Origin of the sequence: Bradyrhizobium sp. BTAi1, assembly GCF_000015165.1 — a bacterium.
Classification (GTDB): Bacteria; Pseudomonadota; Alphaproteobacteria; order Rhizobiales; family Xanthobacteraceae; genus Bradyrhizobium; species Bradyrhizobium denitrificans.
Genome location: NC_009485.1, coordinates 3,367,501 through 3,389,444, shown reverse-complemented (window position 1 = coordinate 3,389,444; position 21,944 = coordinate 3,367,501). Strand labels below are relative to the sequence as shown.

Sequence of the window (21,944 nt, the reverse complement as noted above, 5' to 3'; positions counted from 1 at the left end):
GAGCCTCGACTCTCTTCAAAGATCCAACACCAGCCGGTCTGATTTCGCGCGCGACACACAGATCTGCATCAACTTGTTGGAGCGCTTCTCCTCATCGCTGAGAATGACGTCGCGATGATCAGGAACGCCCGCGATCACGCCGCACTGGCAGATGCCACAATCGCCGCGCTGGCAATCATAGAGCACGTCGAGCCCGGCCGCCTCCAGCGCTTGAATGATCGTCTGATCTGCCGCGACCGTGACGACCTGCCCCGTCGATCTCAGCTCGACCTCGAACGGCCGGTCTGGCGAACTGGGCGTCTCCGCCCGAAACAGCTCGAAATGAATGCGATCCGGCGGGACGCCTTTCGTCAGCGCCGCGGCCTTCACCGCCTCGATCATGCCTGCCGGGCCGCAGACATAGACGTGAGACCCGAGCGCAGCCGCGGCCAGGGCGGCCGCGATGTCCAAGCGCGACTCGTCGCTGTCATAGTGGATCGAAAGGCTGCGACCACAGATCGCCTGCAGCTGTGGCAAGAAAGCGAGCCCTCCCGGCGCCCGCCCCGCATAGTGCAGCCGGAACGGATGTCCTCGCGCGCTCAACTCGGCAGCCATCGAGAGAATGGGAGTGATGCCAATACCGCCAGCGAACAGCAGCGCCGGCGCGGCGCCAGCATGCAAAGGAAAGTTGTTGACCGGCGCGGACGCCTTCACGACATCGCCCGCTCTCAACGCGTGCATGTAGTGCGAGCCGCCGGTCGACGCGGCCTCGCGCAACACGCCGAGCGCCAGCGCGCCAGCCGGCAATTCCGGCAGGGCCAGCAGAGAATACGGCCGGTCTCCGCCGTTCGGGAGGGCGACGCGAATATGTGCCCCGGCCTGCCAGTCCGGGACGGCTCCGCCCTCCACGCCGAACACAAGGCTCCGAACGTGCGGTGTCTCCGCAGCGATCGACAGCACCTTGAGCGTCAGCGGATGCGTCTCCATTCCGGCATCTCACATTATATGAATTTGCATATTTTTAGAGGTGTAATAATTGACTGTCAATCGTCGGGACCGATTGTCGACAGCCCGCTCTGCACGGTTCTCCTGGGCAATCTCGACTGCACCGCAAGAGCGATCTGCCGCCGCTTGAAGCGTAGCGGCTGGCGTGACGGCCCTCCAGGTAAAAATAGCAGCAGAACGATCCGTTGAATGCCGTCGCATTGGGCCGGTCGCCGGCCCCAGGTCACACCGGCGTCGGTTCACCCCGCGCAGACTCCTTCAACAGGTCAGCGGTGCTCCCACCGCCTCAGAACTGAAGCTCGAACGCCTCGCGCTCGCTGCGGGTCAGATGCAGCCCGTGCTTGGTACGCCGGTCCAGGACATCGGCCGCGGTCACGGCCCACTCGCGTTCGCGCAGATAGAAAAGTTCGCGTTCATAGAATGTGCCGCCGAAATGACGGCCGAGATCGTTCGGGCTGCGGGCGGTGCCGAGCAGATCCCGCGCGCTGCTGCCATAGAGCCGCGCATAATGCGCCACCAGCTCGCGCGGCAGTCCCTGATAGTCGCGAGCGAGATCGATGAGGAACTGTTCGAACGGTCCGCCGAGATCGCCGCCGGGAAGACAGGCGCCCGCCGTCCACGCCGGCGCCAGTTGCGGAAACCACGGCGCGAGCCGCTCCAGCGCCTGCTCCGCGAGGCGGCGGAAGGTCGTGATCTTGCCGCCGAAGATCGACAGCAGCGGCGGCTGATCGGCCGCCCCATGCACCTCGAACACGTAGTCGCGCGTGACCGCGGACGGGTTGTCGGCGTTGTCGTCATAGAGCGGCCGCACGCCGGAGAACGCATGAACGATGTCGCCCTTGCCCGGCGCGGCGCGGAAATAGCGGTCGAGCACGGCCAGGAGATAATCGACCTCGCCGTCATCGACCGCGACGTCCTCGGCGCGACCATTGTGCACGATGTCGGTGGTGCCGATCAACGCGAGGTCGCTCTCATAGGGATTGACGAAGATCACGCGGCGGTCGGTGTTCTGCAACAGATAGGCCTGCGATCCGCTCCAGAACTTCGGCACCACGAGATGACTGCCTTTGACCAGCCGCACGTGATGCGCCGAGTTCAATCCCGCGACGCCTTGCACCACATCCTGCACCCAGGGGCCGGCGGCGTTCACCAGGGCCCGTGCGCGAACGATCTGCAATTCGCCGTTGGCCGCTCGCATCTCCAGATGCCAGGCGCCGTTCTCCCGCCTTGCGCTGACGGCGCGGGTCCGCGGCAGGATGGTGGCGCCCTTGCGCGCGGCATCGACGAGATTGAGGATCACCAGCCTGGCATCGTCGACCCAGCAATCCGAATATTCGAAACCGCGCCGGAACTCCTCCCGCAGCGGCGCCCCCTCCGGCTCATGCGCGAGATCGACCGCGCGGCTCGGCGGCAGTTGTTTGCGGCCGCCGAGATGATCGTAGAGGAATAGGCCGGTGCGCACCAGCCAGGCGGGCCGCTGCTCCGGCGAATGCGGCAGCACGAAGCGCATCGGCCAGATGATGTGCGGCGCCGAGGCCAGCAGCACTTCGCGCTCGATCAGCGCCTCGCGCACCAGGCGGAACTCGTAATATTCGAGATAGCGCAGCCCGCCATGGATCAGCTTGCCCGAACGCGAGGACGTGCCCTCGGCGAAATCGTCCTTCTCGCACAACAGCACTTTGAGACCGCGGCCCGCGGCATCGCGCGCGATTCCCGCGCCATTGATGCCGCCGCCGATCACGGCGACATCGACGTCGCCATGATCCCGGCCGATGCGTGAAACCGTCGCATTCATCGCTTGCTGCTGCGCTTCTTCTCGGGCTTGCGGCGCTCGGCGGCCGCGCGCGCCTTCGTTGCCGACTTCGCGGGCTTGGTCGGCTTCGCCTTGAGCTCCTGCAGGCCGTAGGTCGAGAATCCGCGCGCCGTCTCGGCGATCTCCGCCTCGCCCAGGATGTGCGGCTGGCCGAGCGCCAGCGAGAGATAATACTGCTTGGCGATGGTCTCGAGCTCGACCGCGAGCCACATCGCCTTGTCGAGATTGGCACCGACCGCGATCATGCCGTGATTGGCGAGCAGGCAGCCATTACGCCCTTCCAGCGCCTCCAACGCGAGTTCGGACAATTCAGCCGTGCCGAAACGCGCATAGCCGGCGCAGCGTATATCCATACCGCCGAACGCCGCCATCATGTAGTGGCAGGCCGGGATCGACTTGCGGGCGATGGCGAGCACGGTGGCATAGGTCGAATGGGTGTGCACGACGCTGCCGACATCGGGGCGGCCGCGCATGATGTCCAGATGGAAGCGCCATTCGGTCGAAGGCTTCAGCGGCCCATCCCAGGACCCGTACTCACCTTCGAGCGGCATCGAGGCGATCATCTCGGGCTTCATCGAATCATAGGGCGTCGCCGACGGCGTGATCAGCATCCTGTCCTTGTAGCGGGCCGAGATGTTGCCCGACGTGCCCTGGTTCAAACCCGACGCATTCATCCATCGGCACTTGGCGATGATGTTCTCGCGGATCTGTCGTTCCTCGCGGTTCATGTCGAAAGCCTTTCGTCGTCAGCAGGGATTGAGCGGTGGCTCGCCGGCGAGATAGCGGCGAACCTCTTCGGCCGCCTGGTCGGCGGCAAAGGTGACGGTGCGCACGGAGGCGCCGGCGATGTGCGGCGTCAGCGTGACGTTCGGCAGCTGCAACAGCGGCCAATCCGGCGGCACCGGCTCGACCGCGAACGTGTCGAGCATGGCGCCGGCGAGCCGCTGCGAGCTGAGCGCCTCGTAGAGCGCCTGATAGTCGACCAGCGGGCCGCGGGCCGTGTTGATCAGGATCGCGCCCGGCTTGATCCGCGCCATCGCCTCGCGATCGATGAAGCCGGTGGTCTCGGCGGTGACGCGGGCATGCAGGCTGATGACATCGGCGCGCGCCAGGAGATCGGCGAGCGCCACATGCTCGACGCCGTCATTGCGATCCTGCGCGCTGAGCTGGACGTAGGGATCCGTGACCAGGATCTTGCAGCCGAACGGCTTCAACAGCTTCACCACGCGGGTACCGATCGCACCGTAACCGACGATGCCCACCGTCATTTCACCGAGCTCGCGTCCGGTGCGGTCGGCGCGGTAGAGATCCCCGCGCCACTCGCCGCCGCGCATCGATTCATGGCCGCTGCGGATCAGCCGGGTCTCGGCGAGCATCGCACCGATGGTGAATTCAGCGACCGCGCTGGCATTGCGGCCGGGCGTGTTGACGACGAGCACGCCGTGATCGCGCGCCGCCTGCATGTCGACATTGACCGGACCGCCGCGCGACACCGCAACGAACTTCAGGCTCGGCAGCCGCTGCAGCATCGCGCGCGAAATCGGTGCCAGATGCGTGACCAGCAGCGGTGCCGTGCCGATGAAGTCGGCCAGTTCGTCCGGATCGCCCATGAACTCCTTCAGGCCGTCGAGCTTGGATCCGGCATAGCCGTGCTCCATCGGCTCGTCCGGCCAGGGCTGTTCGAGCATGCGGATATCGACGCCGCCGCACAGAGCGGTGATGCGCTCGGCGAACACCGAGGGCAGCATGAAACGATCGCCGATAATGGCGATGGAAGGAGACGCGGCGCTAGACATGATTTGCACCTGCGCGCTGTGCGGCGAGCTGCTTCCAGACCGGACGTGCCGCCAGGCGGGCCTCGACATAGGTCGGGAACATCTGCTCGTAGCGCGCCGCAAGCGCAGCGTCCGGCGCCTGCGCCACATCCAAATACGGTCTCACCCAGTCCTCCGCGCAGTCCATCATATTGCTGTAAATGTTGGTGGCCACCGCTGCGATCATCGCCGCGCCCGAGGCTCCCGCCTCCTCGCGACGGCAGACCCGAACCGTGCTGCCGAGCGCAGCACCGAGGATGGTGCCTAGCGCCCGGCTTCGGGCTGCCCCGCCGGTCAGACGGATCTCCGCCGGCAACGATCCCATCGCCGCATAGCAGTCGCGGGCGGCGAAGGCCAACCCCTCCATCACGGCGCGCATCAGGTCCCAATAGCCGTGTCGGGTACGCAGCCCGATCAGCTGCGCGGCAGCCTCGTGCGACACGAATGGTCCGCGCTCGCCGGCATCGGAGATGAAAGGATGATAGAGCAACTCGCCGGCCCTCGCGTCGAGCACGCGCTCGTCGAGCCGCCTGATCAGATCGTTGCGCGAGCGCGCGATTCCCTCCATGGCGAGCACGCCGCGCGCGACATCGAGCAGCCAGTCGATGTTCAAGGTCGCGGCCATGGTCGACTGCATCTGCGCATAATGGCCCGGCACCGGGAATGGCATCGTATAGCCGGTCGCCTCCGGATTCAGCCTGACCGCATCCGCGCCGTTCACCAGCCGCATATGCATGCCGGTCGAGCCGATGATGGTGCAGCCGACATCGGGGCTGGGGTCATAGAGGCCGCCGCCGAGCGCGTTGCAGATGACGTCGACATAGCCGAGCGCCACCGGCACGCCTTCCGGTAACTCCGTCTCCACGGCGGCCGTGGCCGCCAAGGGGTGCGTCGCCGCCGCACCATCGACCACGGCCGGAAACAGCCGCGCGGCCGCGGAGATGCCGATAAGGCTTGCAGCTTCGTCGTCGAAGCAGCGCGTGCGGAAGTCGCCGCAGGAGAACGTCGCTTCCGAGGGATCGGTGGCGCGTTGTCCGGTGAGCTTGAAGTAGAGCCAGTCCTTGCAGTGGAACACCGTGCTGGCGCGCGCCAGCATCTGCGCATCATGCGCCTGGAGCCAGGCGAGTTGCGGCCCCTGCTGACACGCACTGAGACCGGATCCGGTGCGGCGATAGAGCGCGGCGTTGCGCTCGCTTGCGCGGAAGGATTCGACGAAAGCTCCGGCCCGCGAATCCAGCCACAGCAATGCGGGCGCCACCGGGCGGCCATCGGCATCGATCAGCCAGGTGCCATCGCCCTGCCCCGTCACGGCGATCGCCGAGACGCGCCGGGCGAGGTCCGGGACCGCCTGCGCCAGGCCACGCAGCGCCGCCACCGTGTCGGCCCAGGTCCGCTGCAGATCCTGCTCGACCCGGCCGCCCGGCGCCGTCGTGTAACTGTTGGGAATGGCGAAGTCGCCGATCTGACGACCATCGCGCGTGAAGGCGACCGCCTTGACCACCGAGGTCCCGGCGTCGATGCCGATGATCACGTCGCGGGTCGTAGCGGACGCCATGATCAGCGCGCCTCCGCATGACGGATGCAGAGACCGTCGGTCCCGAACAGATGCAGATTCTTGGCGTCCAGAGCGCAAGGCACGACGTCGCCCGGCCGGGCCGCGACCCTGCTCGACGTGACGGCCACCAGCAGATGGCCGGCGCACTCACCGGCGACATGCGACTGGTCGCCCAGCCATTGATTGGACACGACGCGCAGGCGCGCCTCGCCGCTGCCGATCGCGATCCGCTGCGGGCGAATGCCGACCTTGATGCGGTCGGCCTGCGCCAGCGCCTGCTGCGCGGCAGGTGCCAGGGTCTGGCTCGGAATATCGAAGGCCATGCCGGACCCGGCCGTCAGACGGAAGCCGGCCTCGGCGCGCCTCACCGTCGTCTCCAGCAGATTCATCGGGGGCTCGCCGATGAAGCTCGCGACGAACAGATTGGCCGGGCGGTTCTTCAGCTCCCGCTCGTTGGCGAATTGCTGCAACACGCCGTCCTCCATGACCGCGATGCGATCGGCCAGCGCGCTGGCCTCGGTCTGGTCATGGGTGACGAAGATCGCAGTCATGCCGCGCTCGGCGAGCAGCCCCTTGATGCGGCCGCGCAGCACGGCGCGCAGCTGCGGCTCCAATTGCCCCATCGGCTCGTCGAGCAGATAGAGATCGGCGTCGCGCACGAGCGCGCGCGCCAGCGACACACGCTGCTGCTGGCCGCCCGAGAGCGCCCGCGGATGGCTGTCCAGGATGTCCTCGATCTCGACGAGGCGCGCGATATTGTCGACGCGTTGCGCGATCTCGCTGCGCGACAATTGCTGCGCCTTGAGCGCGAAGGCGATGTTCTCGCGCACCGTCAGCGGCGGATACAGCGAATAGCCTTCGAACGCCATCGCCACCCGGCGTTTCGCCGGCGGCAGCTCATGGATCGGCCGCTGCGCCAGCGCAATCGATCCGGAGCTAACGCTTTCGAAGCCGGCGATCATGCGCAGCGTCGAGGTCTTGCCACAGCCCGACGAGCCCAGCAGCGCAACGATCTCGCCCGACCTGATATCCATGTCGAGTGCGCGCACCGCATGGACCGGCGGCTTGCCCCGGGTATGATAGACCTTGTCGACGTTGCGGATCTCGAGCATTCCCATGATTGATCCTCAGGCTGCCTGCCGCCGCGGCGGCAGGCCGATGCGCTCTCCGCTGGCATGATCGAACAACAGCGCCGCCTCGGGTGCGAACTGCACGAACACCTCCTCGTCGGCGCCCGCCTCCAGCGCCTCGGGCGCCATCGCCGCCAGCCATTCGGAGCCGTCGGCAAAGCGCAGCAGCAGCACGGCGCGCTCATGCATCGGCGTGATCGCCACCACCCGCGCCGGGATCGCGCCACCGCTATTCTGACGCGTCACCACGACATCGTCAGGACGGACACCGAGCCAACACCGTTGCCGCGTGCTGGTCTCCCGCTCGTTGCGATCGAGCATGATCTCGGTTCCGGCGATGGCGGCCGTCAGCCGCCCCTGATCGGCCACCGGCGACACCTCGGACAGATTGATGCTGGGATCGCCAAACAGCCGCGCCACCGCGACAGATGCGGGCCGGGCATAGATCTCCTCCGGCCGCGCCACCTGCACCAGCCGGCCGTTGATCAGCACCGCGATGCGATCGGCGATTGCCATCGCCTCGCGGTAATCCTGCGTCACATAGAGCGCCGCCGCTGAGCTGCGGCGCAGCAGGCTCGGCAGTTCCAGTCGCATCTCATAGCGCAGCTTGGCATCGACATTGCGCAAGGGATCATCGAGCAGCAGCACCTCGGGATTGCCGATCAGCGCGCGGGCCAGCGCGGTGCGCTGCTTCTGGCCGTTGGACAATTCGCGCGGCCGGTGGCCGAGCACGTGCTCGATCTTCAACAGCCGGCTCATTGCCGTCACCTTGGCGGCGATGTCGGACGCGCCGGTCGCACGCAGGCCGCTGGCGATGTTGTCGCGCGCGCTCATATGCGGAAACAGCGCAAAATTCTGGAACGCCATGCCGATGCCACGCTGCTCGGGCGGCGCATCGACGATGGAGCGGCCGCCCACCAGGATGTCGCCGTCGTCAGGCTCGAACATTCCCGCGATCATGCGCAGCAGCACGGTCTTGCCGCTGCCGGACGGGCCGAACACCGCGACGATCTCGCCGGGCTCGACGGTCAGCGACACGCCCTTGGCACAGCTGACGGCGCCAAAGCACTTGTCGACGGCTTTGAGTTCGAGACGCGCCATGATGACCTCAACCCTTGACCGCACCGAGTGAGAGACCTTCGACCAGATAACGCTGTGCGTAGAGCGCTAGCAGCAGGGTCGGCGTGACCGACAGCACGATCGCGGCAGCAATCTGGCCGTACTGAATGCCCGAGGCGGTGACGAAAGCGAGCGCACCGACCGTCACCGGCTGCTTGTCGGCCGACGCCAGGATCAGCGCAAACACGAAATTGTTCCAGCAGAAGATGAACGACAGCAATCCCGCCGCGGCGATCCCCGGTCCTGCCAGGGGGACCGCGATGCGGGTGAAGGCCTCGCGCCAGGAATGACCGGCCAGCCGATAGGCATGCTCGATGTCGGGGCTGATATCCTCGAAATAGCCGCGCACGATCCACAGGATCAGCGGCAGCGCGATCAGCTGATAGACCCAGACGATGCCGAAGTAAGTGTCATTGAGGCCGAGCTGCTGATAATACAGCGACAGCGGCAGCAGCACCAAAAGCGGCGGCGCGAAGCGGAACGACAGCAGCGTGAAGGCGATGGTCTCGCCGAGCCGGAACTTGAAGCGCGCGAACGCGTAAGCGGCGGGCACGCCGAGCAGCAGCGCAAGGATTACCGATGCGCTCGACAGCAGGAAGCTGTTCATCAGGTTGCGCATGAACGAGATCTGCAGATTGCCGGCGGCTGTGCGCAGCTGGCCGGAGATCAGCGCCTCGTAATTGGCGAGCGTCGGCTCGAACAGGATGCGCGGCGGAATGCGCAGGATCTGCTCATTGGTCTGGAACGACATCAGGAGGATCCAGACGATCGGAAACATGAAAAACACGAGCACCATCGCGAGCGCGATGCCACGGAAGATACGACCAGCCAGACTGGAGTGATCCACGACGTCTCTCCCTTACGCGTGGCCATGGGCGCGCGCGCGCAGCCGCAGCCAGTTCTTGATGAAGATGTTCGACAGGATGTTGGTGATCAGCCACAGGATCATCAACAGCGCCGCCGAGCGCCCGACATTGGTGTATTGGAAGAATTCGAGATAGGCCTGGACCTGGAACACCATCAGCCGGTCGCCGGGGCCGCCTTGCGTCATCGCATAGACGATGTCGAATTGCTGGATCGAGTCGAGCAGCCGGAACAGCGACGCGGTGATGATGTAGGGCGCGAGCATCGGCAGCGTGATGCGGAAGAACACGAAGCTCGCCGGCACGCCGTCCAGCGCCGCCGCTTCGAACGGCTGCCGCGGCAGCGAGCGCAGGCCGGCCAGCAGCAGGATCATGATGAACGGCGTGTAGACCCAGACGTCGACCAGAACGACCGTGAACAGCGCGGTCGACGGGTCGGACGCCCATTTGAAATCATGCACGCCGAGCAGGCCGACCAGATAGGACAGGATGCCAAAGCTCGGATTGGTCATCAGCTTCCACATCAAGGCGGCGATGGCCGGCGCCGTCATCAGCGGCAGCAGCAGCATGATCGAGACGGCATTGTGAAAGCGCGTCGGCCGACGCAGCAAAAGCGCGATGCCAAGGCCGAGCAGCAACTCGGCGACAACCGTCACGGCGGTATAGACCAGCGAGATGCGCAGCGTATTCCAGAACGCCGGATCGGACAGGAAGTCGATGTAATTGTCGACGCCGATGAAGCCGCGCAGATACGGCAGATTGAGCCGGTAGCGCTGCAGCGAGTAGATCGCGGCGGTCACGAACGGCACCAGAATGGCGATACAGACCAGCAGCGCCGGCAGGCTCAACAGATAGGGCAGCAGGCGCCCGCGCCGTCGTTTGGGGCGGCGTGGCACCGCATCGGTCTGCACAAGTTCGGCCATGCTCATGACAGGTGTGATCACATCGTCGCAGGAAGATGGGCCGGTCCGGGCACTTGTGGGGAGCGCCCGGACCAGCAGGTGGTCATGGAAGGAACGGCAGCGGCCTCAACCGAGGCCGGCCTGCTTCAGCTGGCGGTTGATGCTCTCGGCGAGCTTGTCGAGACCTTCATCGACACTGACCTCCTTGGCCACCATCTTCTGCAGCGAGGCCGCCCACTCCGTGGTGAGATCGAAGAACAGCGGCTGCGCCGTGAAGTAGATCTTGGCCCCCGGTGCCGAGAGGTCATGCTGCTCGAGATAGCCCGGATAGGATTTGGCGATGCGGTCGCGGAATTCGCTGTCCTTCCACACCGAGGTGCGGACGGGATTGACGAAGTCCATCTTGCGGGCGCCGAACAGGCCGTGCTCGGTCGAAGCCGCCCACTGCATGAACAGCCAGGCCGCATCCTTCTGCTTGGAGAAGCTCGACATCGCCAGCGACCAGATCCAGACGTTGGGCGTCGGCGCCTTGGCGGCCGGATTGGCCGCGAACGGCGCATAGCCGAGATTGCCGCGCTCCTTGTTCTCGCCGCCGTTCATGAAGTAGCCGAGGATGTCGGCATCGAAGATCATGCCGGAGGCGCCGGCGCCGAGATCGGTGCCGACCTGGTACCAGGTGTAGGTCGACCAATTCTTCGGGCCCGATCCCTGGATCATCTTGACCCATTTGTCGTGGAACTCCTTCGAGGCCTTGGTGTTCATCGCGGCCTTGAGCTTGCCGCCCTCCATCACGAAGTCCTTCTGCCCGAAATTGGCATAGGCGGACAGGAAGCCCGGATGGATGGTGGCCCAGGACCGCGAGCCGCGCACGCCGACGCCATAGGGCCCACCGGCATCCTTGGTGATCTTGGCAGCGACCTCGAGCATCTCATCGAGATTGCCCGGCGGCTTCACGCCGACCTTGTTGAAGATGTTGCGGTTATACGTGACGTTATTGAGCTCGTAGCCCCACGGGATGCACCATTGCTTGGCCTTGCCCGAGCCAAGCTCGGAGCCGGCGACACCGTCCCACGCGGTCGACGAGCGCAGGCCGGGCAGCACATCATCCCAGGCGAACGCCGGATTGGTCTTGGCGGGATCCTTGATGTAGGTGTTGAGGTCCTCGATCCAGCCGGCCGGACCATAGGTCCAGGTCATGTAGGCGCCGGTCATGAAGGCGTCGTACTGATCGGACTTCGACGACAGCGCCGCCGTGACCTTGTCGAAATAGACATCCTCCGGGAAGATGTCGTAGGTGATGTTCATGCCTGTGAGGCTCTTGAAAGCCTCGATATTTCCGATCATCGCATCGACATAAGGATGCTTGTTCAGGAGCAGCTTGACGGTCTTGCCGCTCTGCGCCTTCCAATTGAAGTCCGCCGCCAGGGCCTTCGACATCGTGGAGGCAAAGGCAGCATTGGCTGCGGCGCCGGCGATGCCGAGCTTGGCGGCGCCGTCGAGCAGGTCACGCCGGCTGATGCGCTTGCCGGCATAGGATGCAAACAGGTTCTTCTCGCGATCGTACATGATACCCTCCCATCGTTTGGTTGTTAGCGTTACCTACCCTTCCGACTCTTCTTCTTGGATTGGCCGGATGTTTTCTCCGGCTTGTCGGTAGCGAGTGCCTGAGCGGTCGTCTCGTCGATGATCAGACCGTTCAGAAAGCCGCTGCGCAGCACGGCGCGCAGAGCTGTGATTTTCGCCTCGCCGCCGCCAATGGCGACGATGCGGTGTTTCCTGAGATCTTCCGCCGACATCGAGGTGGCGCGCGCCGACAGATCGAGATCGAGCAACTCGCCCTCGGCGTTGAAGAAATGCCCGAGCAGATCGGCGCAGGCGCCGGCACGCTTCAACTCCACGACCTCGTCGGGCTTGATCATGCCGCTCGACACCAGGAAGCCGTCGGCGTGAATCTGGCCGATGCCGACGAACAGCAATGACGCGCGTCGCGCCAGCGCGAACACGTCGGCGATGCCGAACTGCTGCATCAGCACGGCACGGTCCGCCACCGAATTGGCGAACACCGGCACCGGCAACAGATAGGCCTCGGCCCCGGTGCGCTCCGCCAGACGATGGATGACATCGAACGGATTGGCGGCGAATTTTCGCGTCAGGCCTCCCAGCAGCGACACGAACTGAACGTCGCGAGCCGGCGTCTGCGGCAGTTGCGCCACCACGGCGGCAAGCGTGCGGCCGTGACCGACGCCGATGATCTTGTCGTCGCCACGCTCCAGCACCTGACGCAGGAAGCTCGCGCCCTCCAAGGCAAGCGCCTTCAGCGGCAGATCTCCCTCGCCGAGATCAGGTGCGACGCGGCAGAAGGCCAGCCCGTAACGTTCGGCGAGCGCGTTTTCAAGCGCCACGCATTCGGCGACCGGCCCCTCGACGAAGACGCGGATCATGCCTTCGCGGCTGGCCCGCGCAATCAGACGATGCGCCTTGGTGCTCTGGATGTTGAGACGATCGGCGACTTCGGACTGCGTCAGCCCGGCGGCGAAATAGAGCCACGCCGCGCGGGTGGCGAGCGAAGCCTCGCCATCCACCATCGGAACTCTATCGGAAGCTGTCGTCACGCCGGAATGCCTACTTGCAAATTTCTTCACACCTTGCAAAAAATTGCAGACGTCGATCCGGCCGTCAATCCCCCAAACGTGCTGCAGCGCAACGGAAGCTGACGCGCCGGCCAACGAAAAAAACGTAATCGCGCAAACCGTGATGAGGTCGCATGACGGAGCTATTTGTCGGCATCGATGTGGGCACCAGCGGCGTGCGCGCCTGCGCTGTCGATGCGCGCGGCGACATTGAGGGCGCGGCAGCGATGGCGCTCGCCGCGCCCCGCCAAAGCGGCAATGCGCTGGATCAGGACCCTGAGCTGTGGTGGCAGGCTGCGACCGCCGCGATCAGCAAGCTCGGCGAGATCATCGATCTCGGCGCGGTCGCCCGCATCGCGATCGACGGCACCTCCGGCACGCTGCTGCTGATCGATGCGGACGGACGCCCCCGCTCGCCCGGATTGATGTACAATGATGCGCGCGCGACCCACGAAGCCAAACGCATTGCCGCTGTCGCACCGCCCGAGAGCGGCGCGCATGGCGCGAGCAGCGCGCTCGCCAAGCTCCTGCATCTTATGGCCTCGACCAGCGGCGCGCGTCACGCCGTGCATCAGGCCGATTGGATCGCGGGGAGATTGGCCGGCCGCCACGGCGTCAGCGACGAGAACAACGCGCTCAAGCTCGGCTACGATCCGGTCCGGCGCTGTTGGCCGCAATGGCTCGACCAGCTCGGCATTCCGCCCGACCTGCTGCCGACCATTCTGGTGCCGGGCACGCCCTTTGCCGAGATCGATCCGGCGGTCGCGCGCCGGCTCGGCCTGTCCTCTTCAGCGCGGATCGTCGCCGGCACCACCGACGGCGTCGCCGCGTTCATCGCCACGGGCGCCGAGACGCCAGGCGACGCCGTGACCTCGTTGGGCACCACGCTCGTCGTCAAGCTGGTGGCGACGCAGCCGATCTTCGCCGCCGATCAGGGCGTCTACTCGCACCGGCTGGGCGACAAATGGCTCGCGGGCGGCGCGTCGAATTCCGGCGGTGCCGCGCTGCTGGCGCATTTCTCCACCGAGGACATGGACCGCATGACGCCGCTGCTGCGCCCGGACGATCCGACCGGACTCGACTACTATCCCCTGCCCAAACCAGGCGAGCGCTTCCCGATCGCCGATCCCGCGCTGGCGCCACGGATCGCGCCGCGGCCGGCGGAGGACCATCGCTTCTTCCAGGCGCTGCTCGAAGGCATCGCAGGGGTCGAAGCGCTGGCCTATCGTCGCCTCGAAGCGCTCGGCGCGCCGACGCTGCGGCGCGTGATCAGCATCGGCGGCGGCGCCAGGAATGCGGCCTGGGCGACGATCCGCGCGCGCATCATCGGCGTGCCCGTCAGCATCGCCACGCACACCGAAGCGAGCTACGGCACGGCTCTGCTGGCGCTGCAGGGGCCACCGCGATGATGGCGGCCTGCGAGATCAGCGGCCTGTCCGCCATCGCCGACCGGTTCGATCACGTCCTGCTCGACCAATGGGGCACGCTGCATGACGGACGGACGGTGTTTCCGGTCGCACTCGATTGCCTCGCCCGGCTGAGGGAGGCCGGCAAACGCGTTCTCGTGCTGTCGAACTCCGGCAAGCGCGCCAGCCAGAATGCCGAGCGGCTCGCCAGGCTCGGCGTGCCGCGCTCCGCCTATGACGGCATTCTCACCTCGGGCGAGGTGACCTGGAACGGCTTACGCGAGCGGAACCGCGCGCCGTTCACCGATTGCGGTCGCGCCTGTTTCCTGATCACCCGCGGCGGCGACCGTTCGCTGACCGAAGGGCTGGATCTCGTGATCGTCAGCGACCTGCGCGAGGCCGACTTCATCCTGCTCGGCGGCCTCGACGACGAGGTCACTGAGCCCGACCTGTGGCGCGACCAATTCACGCACGCAGCGGCGCGGCGCGTCCCGATGATCTGCGCCAATCCCGACCTGATGATGTTTGGCGCAACTGGCCTGGTGCCCGCGCCCGGCACGCTGGCGCGCGCCTATGAATGGCTGGGCGGCAGGGTGTCGTTCGTCGGCAAACCGCATGGACCCATCTTTGCGGCGGCGCTGGCGCAACTCGGCGATCCGGATCCGCATCGCGTACTGATGATCGGTGACTCGCTCGACCATGACGTCGCCGGCGGTCGCGCCCAGGGCCTGCAGACATTGCTGCTCAGCGACGGCGTACATCGCACCACGCTGGCCGGCGCGCCGGATCTCGCCGCCGCGACCCGCCGGCTGGCCGGCGCGCCGCAGCGGATGCCGACCTGGACCATGCAGCATCTTGTTTGGTGAGAGGAGACCGATCGATGCGCGAGCCCGGTGATTTGATGGCGTTACGCGAGATGTCGGCACGCGTCGGCCGCGACATGTCGATGGTGCAAGGCGCCGGCGGCAATTCTTCGCTCAAGGACGGCGATCTGCTCTGGGTGAAGGCGTCGGGGACATGGCTGTCCGACGCCGCCGAGAAGGACATTTTCGTGCCGGTGCTGCTGCCGGCCGCGCTTGAAGCGCTCGCGCGTGACGACGAGCGCATTCCGCTGGCCGCGCCCGGCAACTTACGCGCCTCGATCGAGACGTCGCTGCATGCGCTGATGCCGCACCGGGTGGTGCTGCACGTACACTCCGTCAACACGATCGCCTGGGCGGTGCGGCGCGACGCAAGCGACGCCTTCGCCACGCGGCTCGCAGGGCTGGCCTGGCGACATCTCGATTATCATCATCCCGGCCTGCCGCTGGCGCGCGCCGTCGGCGAGATCGTGACGCAGGACCGCATCGACGTTCTCGTGCTCGGCAATCATGGCCTGGTGGTCGGCGCCGAGAGCTGCGACGGCGCCTTGGCACTGGCGCGCGACGTCGAAGCGCGGCTGGCGCTCCCTGTCCGCGCGGCGCCCGCCCCCGACGAAGCCGCGCTGCGGCGGCTCTGCGCCGGCACGGATTATCGCCTGCCGCTGGATGCGGGCTGCCATTGCATCGCGACCGATCCGTTCAATCGGGCGGTTGCCAGCGGCGGCTCGCTTTATCCGGATCACGTGGTGTTTCTCGGCCCGGGGCTGCCGACGGTAGACGGCGCCGATGCCCTCGCTGCGCTGCTCACACGCGCGGAGGCGAACCGCCTGCCGGCGCCGGTCGCCGCGCTCGCGCCGGGCCTCGGCGCGATCATTCGTCGCGATGCCAGCCCGGGCGCCGAGGCCATGCTGAGCTGCCTCGCCCTCGTCACCAGCCGCCTGCCGCGCGACGCGGATATCGTTTATCTCGCGGCGGAACACGAGCAGGCGTTGCTGAACTGGGACGCCGAACGCTATCGCCAGCAATTGACCGCCAGCCGTCTGTAACAACGCTGCGCATGAGGCCCTTGGGTCATGCGTGAGACTGGCCGTCGGCACTGTCCTGAAACAATGGCAGTCGGACGATGATGCGCGCGCCGCGCGGCGCATCGGCGATCTCGATGCTGCCGCCATGCGCCTCTACCAGGGTTCGCACCACCGCGAGCCCCAGACCCGCGCCGCCCGTGCTGCGATTGCGCGACATGTCCATGCGCGTGAACGGCTCGAGCATGGCATTGCGCTTGTCGGGCGGAATGCCGGGGCCCTCGTCATCGACGATCAGAACGGCGTGCGCCGCCTCGGTCCGCAGCACGACATCGGCGACCCGCCCATATTTCAGAGCATTGTCGATGAGGTTGGCGATGATCCGGCGCAGCGCCAGGCGGTCGCCGAGCAGCAAGAGCTCGCCGGACTCCCCTGCCCGATCGAGCCGCACCGGCGCGTGCTGGTTGCGGCGATCGTCGATTTCGGCGCGCACCACCTCGTCGAAGGCGATGAGCTCCTGTGGCAGTTCGCCGGCGCCGGCGCGGCTCGCCACCAGCGCATCGTCGAGCAGCCGGATCATGTCGGAGATATCGACCACGGCGCGCTGCCGCTCGGCGTCGTCCGGAATCTGGTCGACGCGCAGCCGCAAACGGGTCGCGAAGGTACGGACGTCATGCGCGATGCCGCCGATCAGCGCCATGCGCGCCTGGATCAGCTCGGCGAGCCGGTCCTGCAGCCGGCCGAACGCCGTCACGACGGCCCGAACCTCCGGCGCGTTGCGACGGATGTCGGGCAATGGCACCCGCGCTCCGGCCGGATCGACCCGGTCGACCGCGGCGGCGAGGCGCACCAGTGGCCGCGTCTCGCGCTGCATGATCACGAGCGCCAACAGCGCCACCACGGTGCCGAACAGGCCGGCGCCGAAGCCGATCGGCAGGCCCTGCTGCGTCACCACCAGCGAGGCGCGGGAGTCGACCTGCAGGATCTCGCCGTCATTCAGGGCGATGCGAAACTCCATTGCGTTGTGCGGCGCGCGCGCCAGTCGCGGCCACCAGCGACCGTCCGGCTCCGACACCGGGCCGATCGCCCATCGCCGCGACCCGAGCGCATCGGCATAGGCGTCGCGCAATCCTGGTTTCAGTGTGAGCTGTGCCGGATCGGACTGTGGCAACCGCGCCGCTGCCGCTTCATCGATGAGCCGGACTTCAAAGCGGTCGGACGATGTGGCGGCGATGATCCGCCCGCGCTCCCGGGGCGGCGTGCTCTCCATCAGCTCGACGAGCGCGGCCAGCCGCGCCGGCGGCGGCGCTGCGCCTTCGAGGTCTGCGGTCCGGCTGCGGTAGAAACGTGCCAGCGTGCCGATCCAGATCACCAGCAGACCGATGATCACGATCAAACCGATGCGCATGGCGAGCGACAGGCGCATCATCCGGCGACGGGCCTCACGATGGCCGTGAACAGATAGCCACCATTGCGGACCGTGGTGATCAGGCTGGTCCCGGGGCTTGCCGCCTCAAGCTTGCGTCGCAACCGCGAGATCAGCATGTCCACGGTACGGTCGAACGGCTCGGCGGAGCGGCCGCGGGTGAAATCAAGGATCTGGTCGCGGCTGAGCACGCGGCGGGGCCGCTGCACGAAGCAGGCGAGCAGGTCGAACTCCGCAGAGGTCAGCTGTATCGGCGCATCGCCGCCGCTCACGGTCTCGATGCTGCGCGCATCGACGTCGAGCACGAACCGGTCGAAGGCGAAGCGCCGGCTCGCCTCACGCCGCGGACTTGCCTGCGCCCGCCGTAGCAGCGCGCGGACGCGGGCGAGCAGCTCGCGCGGTCCGAACGGTTTCACCATGTAGTCATCGGCGCCGAGCTCCAGCCCGACCACCCGATCGATCTCGTCGCTTTTCGCCGACAGCATCAGGATCGGAATGTCGTCGCTCTGACGCAGGCGGCGGCAGATCGACAGCCCGTCCTCGCCCGGCAGCATCAGGTCGAGAATGATCAGATCGGGCCGCAGCCGCCGCAGCACGGCGTCCATGGCCGCGGCATTCTCGGCGACCTCGATCTCGAAGCCTTCCCGACGCATGAAATCGCGCACGAGCCGGCTGATCTCCGGATCGTCCTCCACCATCAGAAGCGTGGCCGAGGGGATGCTCATCCCCCTGATGGATGCGCAAAATTCGCCGTTTGGCAATAAGCCGGCGCCTGCTGTTACATTCCGTTACGCGATGACATCAGCCGTGCATCACGCCACGACATTCGCGCGGCACCTTCTGTTGCGCAGGACACGAATGCCTGCAGCATCGACCTCGGGAGAGTGACGTGAAGAGACTGATCGCGACCTTATTGTTTGTCGCCGCCGCTGCGGCAGCGACCGCCAGCGACGCCAGCGCCTGGACACGCAGCGGTGCGGTCACGGGCCTGCGGGGCACCACCAGCTTCGGCGGTTCCGGCAGTTGCTCCGGCGGCACCTGCGCCTGGCAGGGCGGCGGCACCGGCCCGGCCGGCAACAGCTGGTCGCGCTCGGGATCGGCCAGCTGCAGCGCTGGCAGTTGTACGCGGCAGGGCCAGGGCACCGGCCCGCGCGGCCATTCCTACAGCTACAGCCGTACCGTCAGCCGCTGAGCCGGCCGCGACCTGAGCTCGGTGACGACGGCGGGGTGGACTGATCGCCCGTTTCTGGCGTGGTGTGCCCGCCGTCGCGTCACGCCGGTGACAATCGTTCCGCAGGAGACATGCCGATGAGACCGCACGGCCTGTTGATGTTTGCTGTCATCGCCATGTTGGCGTCGGCCCCGGCCCTTGCCGTCGACCGCGACATGGTCATCGACACTGCCGATGGCCCGCGTCATGCGCTGGTGATACCGGCCCCCAGCGGGCCGCGCCCCACCGTGATCGTGCTGCATGGCGCGCTCGGCTCCGGGGCCGGCACCGCGCGCACGGCCGGCTTTGCCGAAGCCGCCGCGCGCCGGAACTTTACCGCCGTGTTTCCTGATGGCCTGGATCGGCAGTGGAATGACGGCCGCATGGATGGGCACAACGGGCCCGATGATATCGGCTTCATCCGCGCGCTGGTTCGCCGTCTCGTGGCGGACGGCGTCGCCGATCCCCACCGCGTGTATCTGGCCGGCATCTCCAATGGCGGCATGATGAGCTTCGCGCTGGCCTGCAAGGCGCCGGAGCTGTTCGCCGGCATCGGCACGATCATCGCCAACATGCCGGCCGGCGTCGAACCCTGCACCGCCAGGCCGATGCCGGTGGTGATGATCAACGGCACGGCGGATCCGATGGTGCCCTATCGCGGCGGCGAGGTCGGCCTGCGCGGCGGCCGCGGCCTGGTGTGGAGCGCGGAGACGACGGCGGCGTTCTTCGCCCGGCGCGACGGCTGCGACGCCCAGCGCATGGTCGCGTTGCCGCATCGCGATGATACGAACGGCACGTCGGTCACGCAGATCAGCTGGCAAAACTGCAAGGTGACCGGCGGCGTATCGCTCTATCGCGTCGAAGGCGGCGGTCATGCCCTGCCCGGCCGACGCGCGCTGGCGCCACGCCTGCTCGGCCCCAGCAATTTCGACATCGACAGTGCAGAGACCATTCTGACGGCATTCGATCGCGACGGAGCCTTGTAATTCGCTCCGGGCGCAGCAACTCCGCGTCGAGCGGTCAGGCCGGCAGGGTCGGAGTCGTGTTCGGCGCGAGCGGCAGCTCGGCCTCGCTGGTCTCCGGCAGTTTCTCCCCGCGAATGCCGAGCTGCGCGCCGATCCACAGCGCATGCGCGGTGTGATCGGCAAGCGGCTGCGTCGTGTTCGGGTGCACCAGCACGCTCAGGCGTCCATGGTTGAGCATCAGCCAGGGCACCAGGGTTGCAAACAGCTCGACGGCGAAGGCGACCTGATACATCGCGCGCTCATGAGGGCCGACCAGCGCGTCGTGCCAGCGGCCGAGCGTGACGGCGAAGCGTTCGCCGATCCAGTTGCGCAGCTGCTCGGCGTCCGCGCGGGTCTCCTGATCGTAATAGATGTGGGCATGGAAGCTGGCGATGCTCTTCAGATCGTGCGGCATAGGCTCTCCTCTGTCCTCCGGATATTCCGCCGCGCCTGTCACCATCGCGGCGTTCTGTCTCGCCGCATCTGCGTGCTGGCCGAGATCCCCAAGCATATCACGGCGCCGGCTCCCGGACATGCAGAGTGGTACCCCGATGCAGATCACCCCGCGAAGGTGACTTGTCCGGACCGGGATCACGTGATCATCTGGTTGCGCTCGCTTCGAGGTTGCGATCGCCATGACCGTATCCCCGCCCCATGATGAGCAGATGCGGCCGGAGCGCGTGATCACGCGGCTGGTCGATCGCGTGTTCGGCTACGACTTCTTCCTGTCATACAGCCGGTCCGACGGAATGCATCTGCCGCAGCGGCTGAAGGAGCGGCTCGAGCATGCCGGCTTCCGCGTCTTTCTCGACCAGACCGAATATGTGGCCGGCGCCGATCTCAGACGCGAGACCCGGCGGCAAGTGCTCAAGAGCCGCAAGATCGTCGTGATCGGGCGTCCCGGTGCCTTCAGGTCGGAATGGGTCAGGCGCGAGGTTGCGGTGGCACTGGCGAGCGATGTCGGCCCGGTGATCCTCGATCTCAACGGCGCGCTGGCGACTGCGCCCGCGGACGCGCCGCTGGCCGCGATGGTGCGTGAGCGCGACTGGCTGAGCCTGCCGGAAACATTGCCGGATGCGGACGGCGAGCCGAGCGATCACATCGTCGCTGAGCTGGTGCGCAGCTTCAACCACACGCGCCAGGAGACGCGCCGGCAGCGCGTGTTCCTGACGGCCGCGCTTGTCCTGTTCGTGATGGCCGCGGTCGCGAGCTGGCAGGCGTGGCAGGCCATTCAGGCCCGGGACATCGCCGAAGCCGAGCAGCGCCGTGCCGAGCGCGCGCTGGATCAGGTCCAGAGCACGGCCAATCGAAGCGTCCAGGCGCTGGCGCTGCGGATCCGGACAACGCGCGAGACCTCGGCGGCCACGCCGCAGATCCAGCCCTGCACGCTCGCCAATCTGCCGGCCTATGACGCGCTCGCCGCGACTGCCCTGAAGGTTGGCGAGGGCGAGGCGGCGCTGAAGCTGCTGGGGAATTGTCTCAGCATGGCCGAAGCGAACATCACCACGGCCGCCGATGGCGCGGCGTGGCAGACAGGCGCGGCGATGCTGCACCAGCGGATCGGGGAGCTCTCGGATGCCGCGGACAAAGAGCGTCATTTTCGCGCGTCCTTGACGCTGTGGCGCGGGCTGGCCGATCGGTCGGCGCCCGCGCGCGAGCCGTTGGCCGCGGCGCTGAACCGGCTCGGAGATGTTCAGCTGACGAGCCGACGTGCCGACGCGGCGCTCCCGCTCTATCGCGAAGCGCTGTCGCATCTCGAGGCGCTCGCCGACTCGCAACCGGCGCGGGGCGAGCGGCGGCAACTGGTGTCAGCGACCTATCAGCGCATCGCCGATGCGCTGCTGCAGCTCGGCAATCCCGGCGAAGCCCTGGGCTGGGCCGACAAGGATCTGCAGACCTATGGCGATCTCGCCGGGATTGAGCAGACGGCCCCGGACCGGCAACGCGACGTCGCGTCCAGCCTCGACCGGCGGGCCCAGGCGCTCGATCTGCTGGGGCGGCACGACGAGGCGCTGGCCGTGTTCCAACGCGGCGTCGCTCTGCTCGACCGGGCCATGGCCGCCGCAGGCGCCGAGCCGAGCTGGCAGCGCGATGCCGCGGCGATGCGCGAGATGATGGGCAAACTGCTGGGGCGGATGGGCGAATCGGATCGCGCCATCGACCAGTTCTGGCAGGCGCTGCAGCTTCGCGAGCGGCTCGCGACCTC

At 66.9% G+C, this 21,944-nt stretch carries 20 protein-coding genes (1 of these 20 running past the window's edge); 6 read left to right on the top strand and 14 right to left on the bottom strand.

Annotated features, from left to right (window positions below):
- Positions 1 to 15: 15 nt before the first annotated feature.
- From BBTA_RS15130 to BBTA_RS15080, 11 genes are all read right to left on the bottom strand, one after another.
- Complete coding sequence (locus tag BBTA_RS15130) at positions 16 to 966, bottom strand: PDR/VanB family oxidoreductase (RefSeq protein ID WP_012043359.1); 951 nt, start codon at positions 964 to 966, stop codon at positions 16 to 18.
- A gap of 304 nt (positions 967 to 1,270) precedes the next feature.
- Positions 1,271 to 2,779, bottom strand: coding sequence for a glycerol-3-phosphate dehydrogenase (locus tag BBTA_RS15125; RefSeq protein WP_012043358.1), 1,509 nt, complete (start codon positions 2,777 to 2,779; stop codon positions 1,271 to 1,273).
- A complete protein-coding gene (locus BBTA_RS15120; RefSeq protein ID WP_012043357.1) occupies positions 2,776 to 3,525 on the bottom strand; it encodes a class II aldolase/adducin family protein in 750 nt (249 codons plus the stop codon). The genes BBTA_RS15125 and BBTA_RS15120 overlap by 4 nt, the downstream gene beginning before the upstream one ends.
- Before the next feature lie 18 nt (positions 3,526 to 3,543).
- Positions 3,544 to 4,593, bottom strand: a complete 1,050-nt coding sequence (locus BBTA_RS15115) for a 2-hydroxyacid dehydrogenase (protein ID WP_041750652.1) — start codon at positions 4,591 to 4,593, stop codon at positions 3,544 to 3,546.
- Positions 4,586 to 6,166, bottom strand: coding sequence for an FGGY-family carbohydrate kinase (locus BBTA_RS15110; protein ID WP_012043355.1), 1,581 nt, complete (start codon positions 6,164 to 6,166; stop codon positions 4,586 to 4,588). The genes BBTA_RS15115 and BBTA_RS15110 overlap by 8 nt, the downstream gene beginning before the upstream one ends.
- 2 nt (positions 6,167 to 6,168) lie before the next feature.
- A complete protein-coding gene (locus BBTA_RS15105; RefSeq protein WP_012043354.1) occupies positions 6,169 to 7,278 on the bottom strand; it encodes an ABC transporter ATP-binding protein in 1,110 nt (369 codons plus the stop codon).
- A gap of 15 nt (positions 7,279 to 7,293) precedes the next feature.
- On the bottom strand, positions 7,294 to 8,397 hold the full coding sequence (locus tag BBTA_RS15100) for an ABC transporter ATP-binding protein (protein ID WP_012043353.1): 1,104 nt from the start codon (positions 8,395 to 8,397) through the stop codon (positions 7,294 to 7,296).
- Between the two features lie 7 nt (positions 8,398 to 8,404).
- Positions 8,405 to 9,262, bottom strand: coding sequence for a carbohydrate ABC transporter permease (locus BBTA_RS15095; protein WP_012043352.1), 858 nt, complete (start codon positions 9,260 to 9,262; stop codon positions 8,405 to 8,407).
- A 12-nt stretch (positions 9,263 to 9,274) separates the two neighbouring features.
- Positions 9,275 to 10,201 (bottom strand): carbohydrate ABC transporter permease, encoded by a 927-nt coding sequence (locus BBTA_RS15090; protein WP_172236313.1) that lies wholly within the window; start codon positions 10,199 to 10,201, stop codon positions 9,275 to 9,277.
- A gap of 105 nt (positions 10,202 to 10,306) precedes the next feature.
- On the bottom strand, positions 10,307 to 11,746 hold the full coding sequence (locus BBTA_RS15085; RefSeq protein ID WP_012043350.1) for an extracellular solute-binding protein: 1,440 nt from the start codon (positions 11,744 to 11,746) through the stop codon (positions 10,307 to 10,309).
- Positions 11,747 to 11,775: 29 nt separating this feature from the next.
- Entirely contained in the window at positions 11,776 to 12,765 is a 990-nt protein-coding gene (locus tag BBTA_RS15080; protein WP_041750651.1) for a sugar-binding transcriptional regulator, read from the bottom strand.
- A 179-nt stretch (positions 12,766 to 12,944) separates the two neighbouring features.
- Here BBTA_RS15080 and BBTA_RS15075 point away from each other — a divergent pair, with 179 nt between their 5' ends.
- From BBTA_RS15075 to BBTA_RS15065, 3 genes are read left to right on the top strand one after another with little or no spacing between them, the layout of a single operon-like run.
- Positions 12,945 to 14,219 carry an FGGY-family carbohydrate kinase gene (locus BBTA_RS15075; RefSeq protein WP_012043348.1) on the top strand — a complete coding sequence of 425 codons (1,275 nt, stop codon included), beginning with the start codon at positions 12,945 to 12,947 and terminating at the stop codon, positions 14,217 to 14,219.
- Complete coding sequence (locus tag BBTA_RS15070; protein ID WP_012043347.1) at positions 14,216 to 15,082, top strand: TIGR01459 family HAD-type hydrolase; 867 nt, start codon at positions 14,216 to 14,218, stop codon at positions 15,080 to 15,082. Before BBTA_RS15075 ends, BBTA_RS15070 begins: the two co-directional genes overlap by 4 nt.
- Positions 15,083 to 15,096: 14 nt before the next feature.
- On the top strand, positions 15,097 to 16,122 hold the full coding sequence (locus BBTA_RS15065) for a class II aldolase/adducin family protein (protein ID WP_012043346.1): 1,026 nt from the start codon (positions 15,097 to 15,099) through the stop codon (positions 16,120 to 16,122).
- Positions 16,123 to 16,147: 25 nt separating this feature from the next.
- On the opposite strand, the gene BBTA_RS15060 is transcribed toward BBTA_RS15065, so the two are convergent.
- Together BBTA_RS15060 and BBTA_RS15055 are read right to left on the bottom strand one after the other, a co-directional pair.
- On the bottom strand, positions 16,148 to 17,527 hold the full coding sequence (locus BBTA_RS15060) for an ATP-binding protein (RefSeq protein ID WP_012043345.1): 1,380 nt from the start codon (positions 17,525 to 17,527) through the stop codon (positions 16,148 to 16,150).
- Positions 17,524 to 18,249, bottom strand: a complete 726-nt coding sequence (locus tag BBTA_RS15055; RefSeq protein ID WP_012043344.1) for a response regulator — start codon at positions 18,247 to 18,249, stop codon at positions 17,524 to 17,526. The genes BBTA_RS15060 and BBTA_RS15055 overlap by 4 nt, the downstream gene beginning before the upstream one ends.
- A gap of 164 nt (positions 18,250 to 18,413) precedes the next feature.
- On the opposite strand from BBTA_RS15055, the gene BBTA_RS15050 reads away from it, so the two are divergent.
- Together BBTA_RS15050 and BBTA_RS15045 are read left to right on the top strand one after the other, a co-directional pair.
- Entirely contained in the window at positions 18,414 to 18,716 is a 303-nt protein-coding gene (locus BBTA_RS15050; protein ID WP_049795362.1) for a hypothetical protein, read from the top strand.
- Between the two features lie 116 nt (positions 18,717 to 18,832).
- Positions 18,833 to 19,720: a PHB depolymerase family esterase gene (locus BBTA_RS15045; RefSeq protein ID WP_168167894.1), complete on the top strand. Its 888-nt coding sequence runs from the start codon at positions 18,833 to 18,835 to the stop codon at positions 19,718 to 19,720.
- Positions 19,721 to 19,754: 34 nt separating this feature from the next.
- Here the strand turns inward: BBTA_RS15045 and BBTA_RS15040 are convergent, their stop codons facing one another.
- Entirely contained in the window at positions 19,755 to 20,153 is a 399-nt protein-coding gene (locus tag BBTA_RS15040; protein ID WP_012043341.1) for a DOPA 4,5-dioxygenase family protein, read from the bottom strand.
- 220 nt (positions 20,154 to 20,373) lie between these two features.
- Between BBTA_RS15040 and BBTA_RS15035 the strand changes: the two genes are divergently transcribed.
- Positions 20,374 to 21,944 carry the 5' portion of a toll/interleukin-1 receptor domain-containing protein gene (locus tag BBTA_RS15035; protein WP_012043340.1) on the top strand. 505 nt of this gene lie beyond the right edge of the window, so only the first 1,571 of its 2,076 coding nucleotides appear in the window; it begins with the start codon at positions 20,374 to 20,376; its stop codon lies off the right edge, out of view.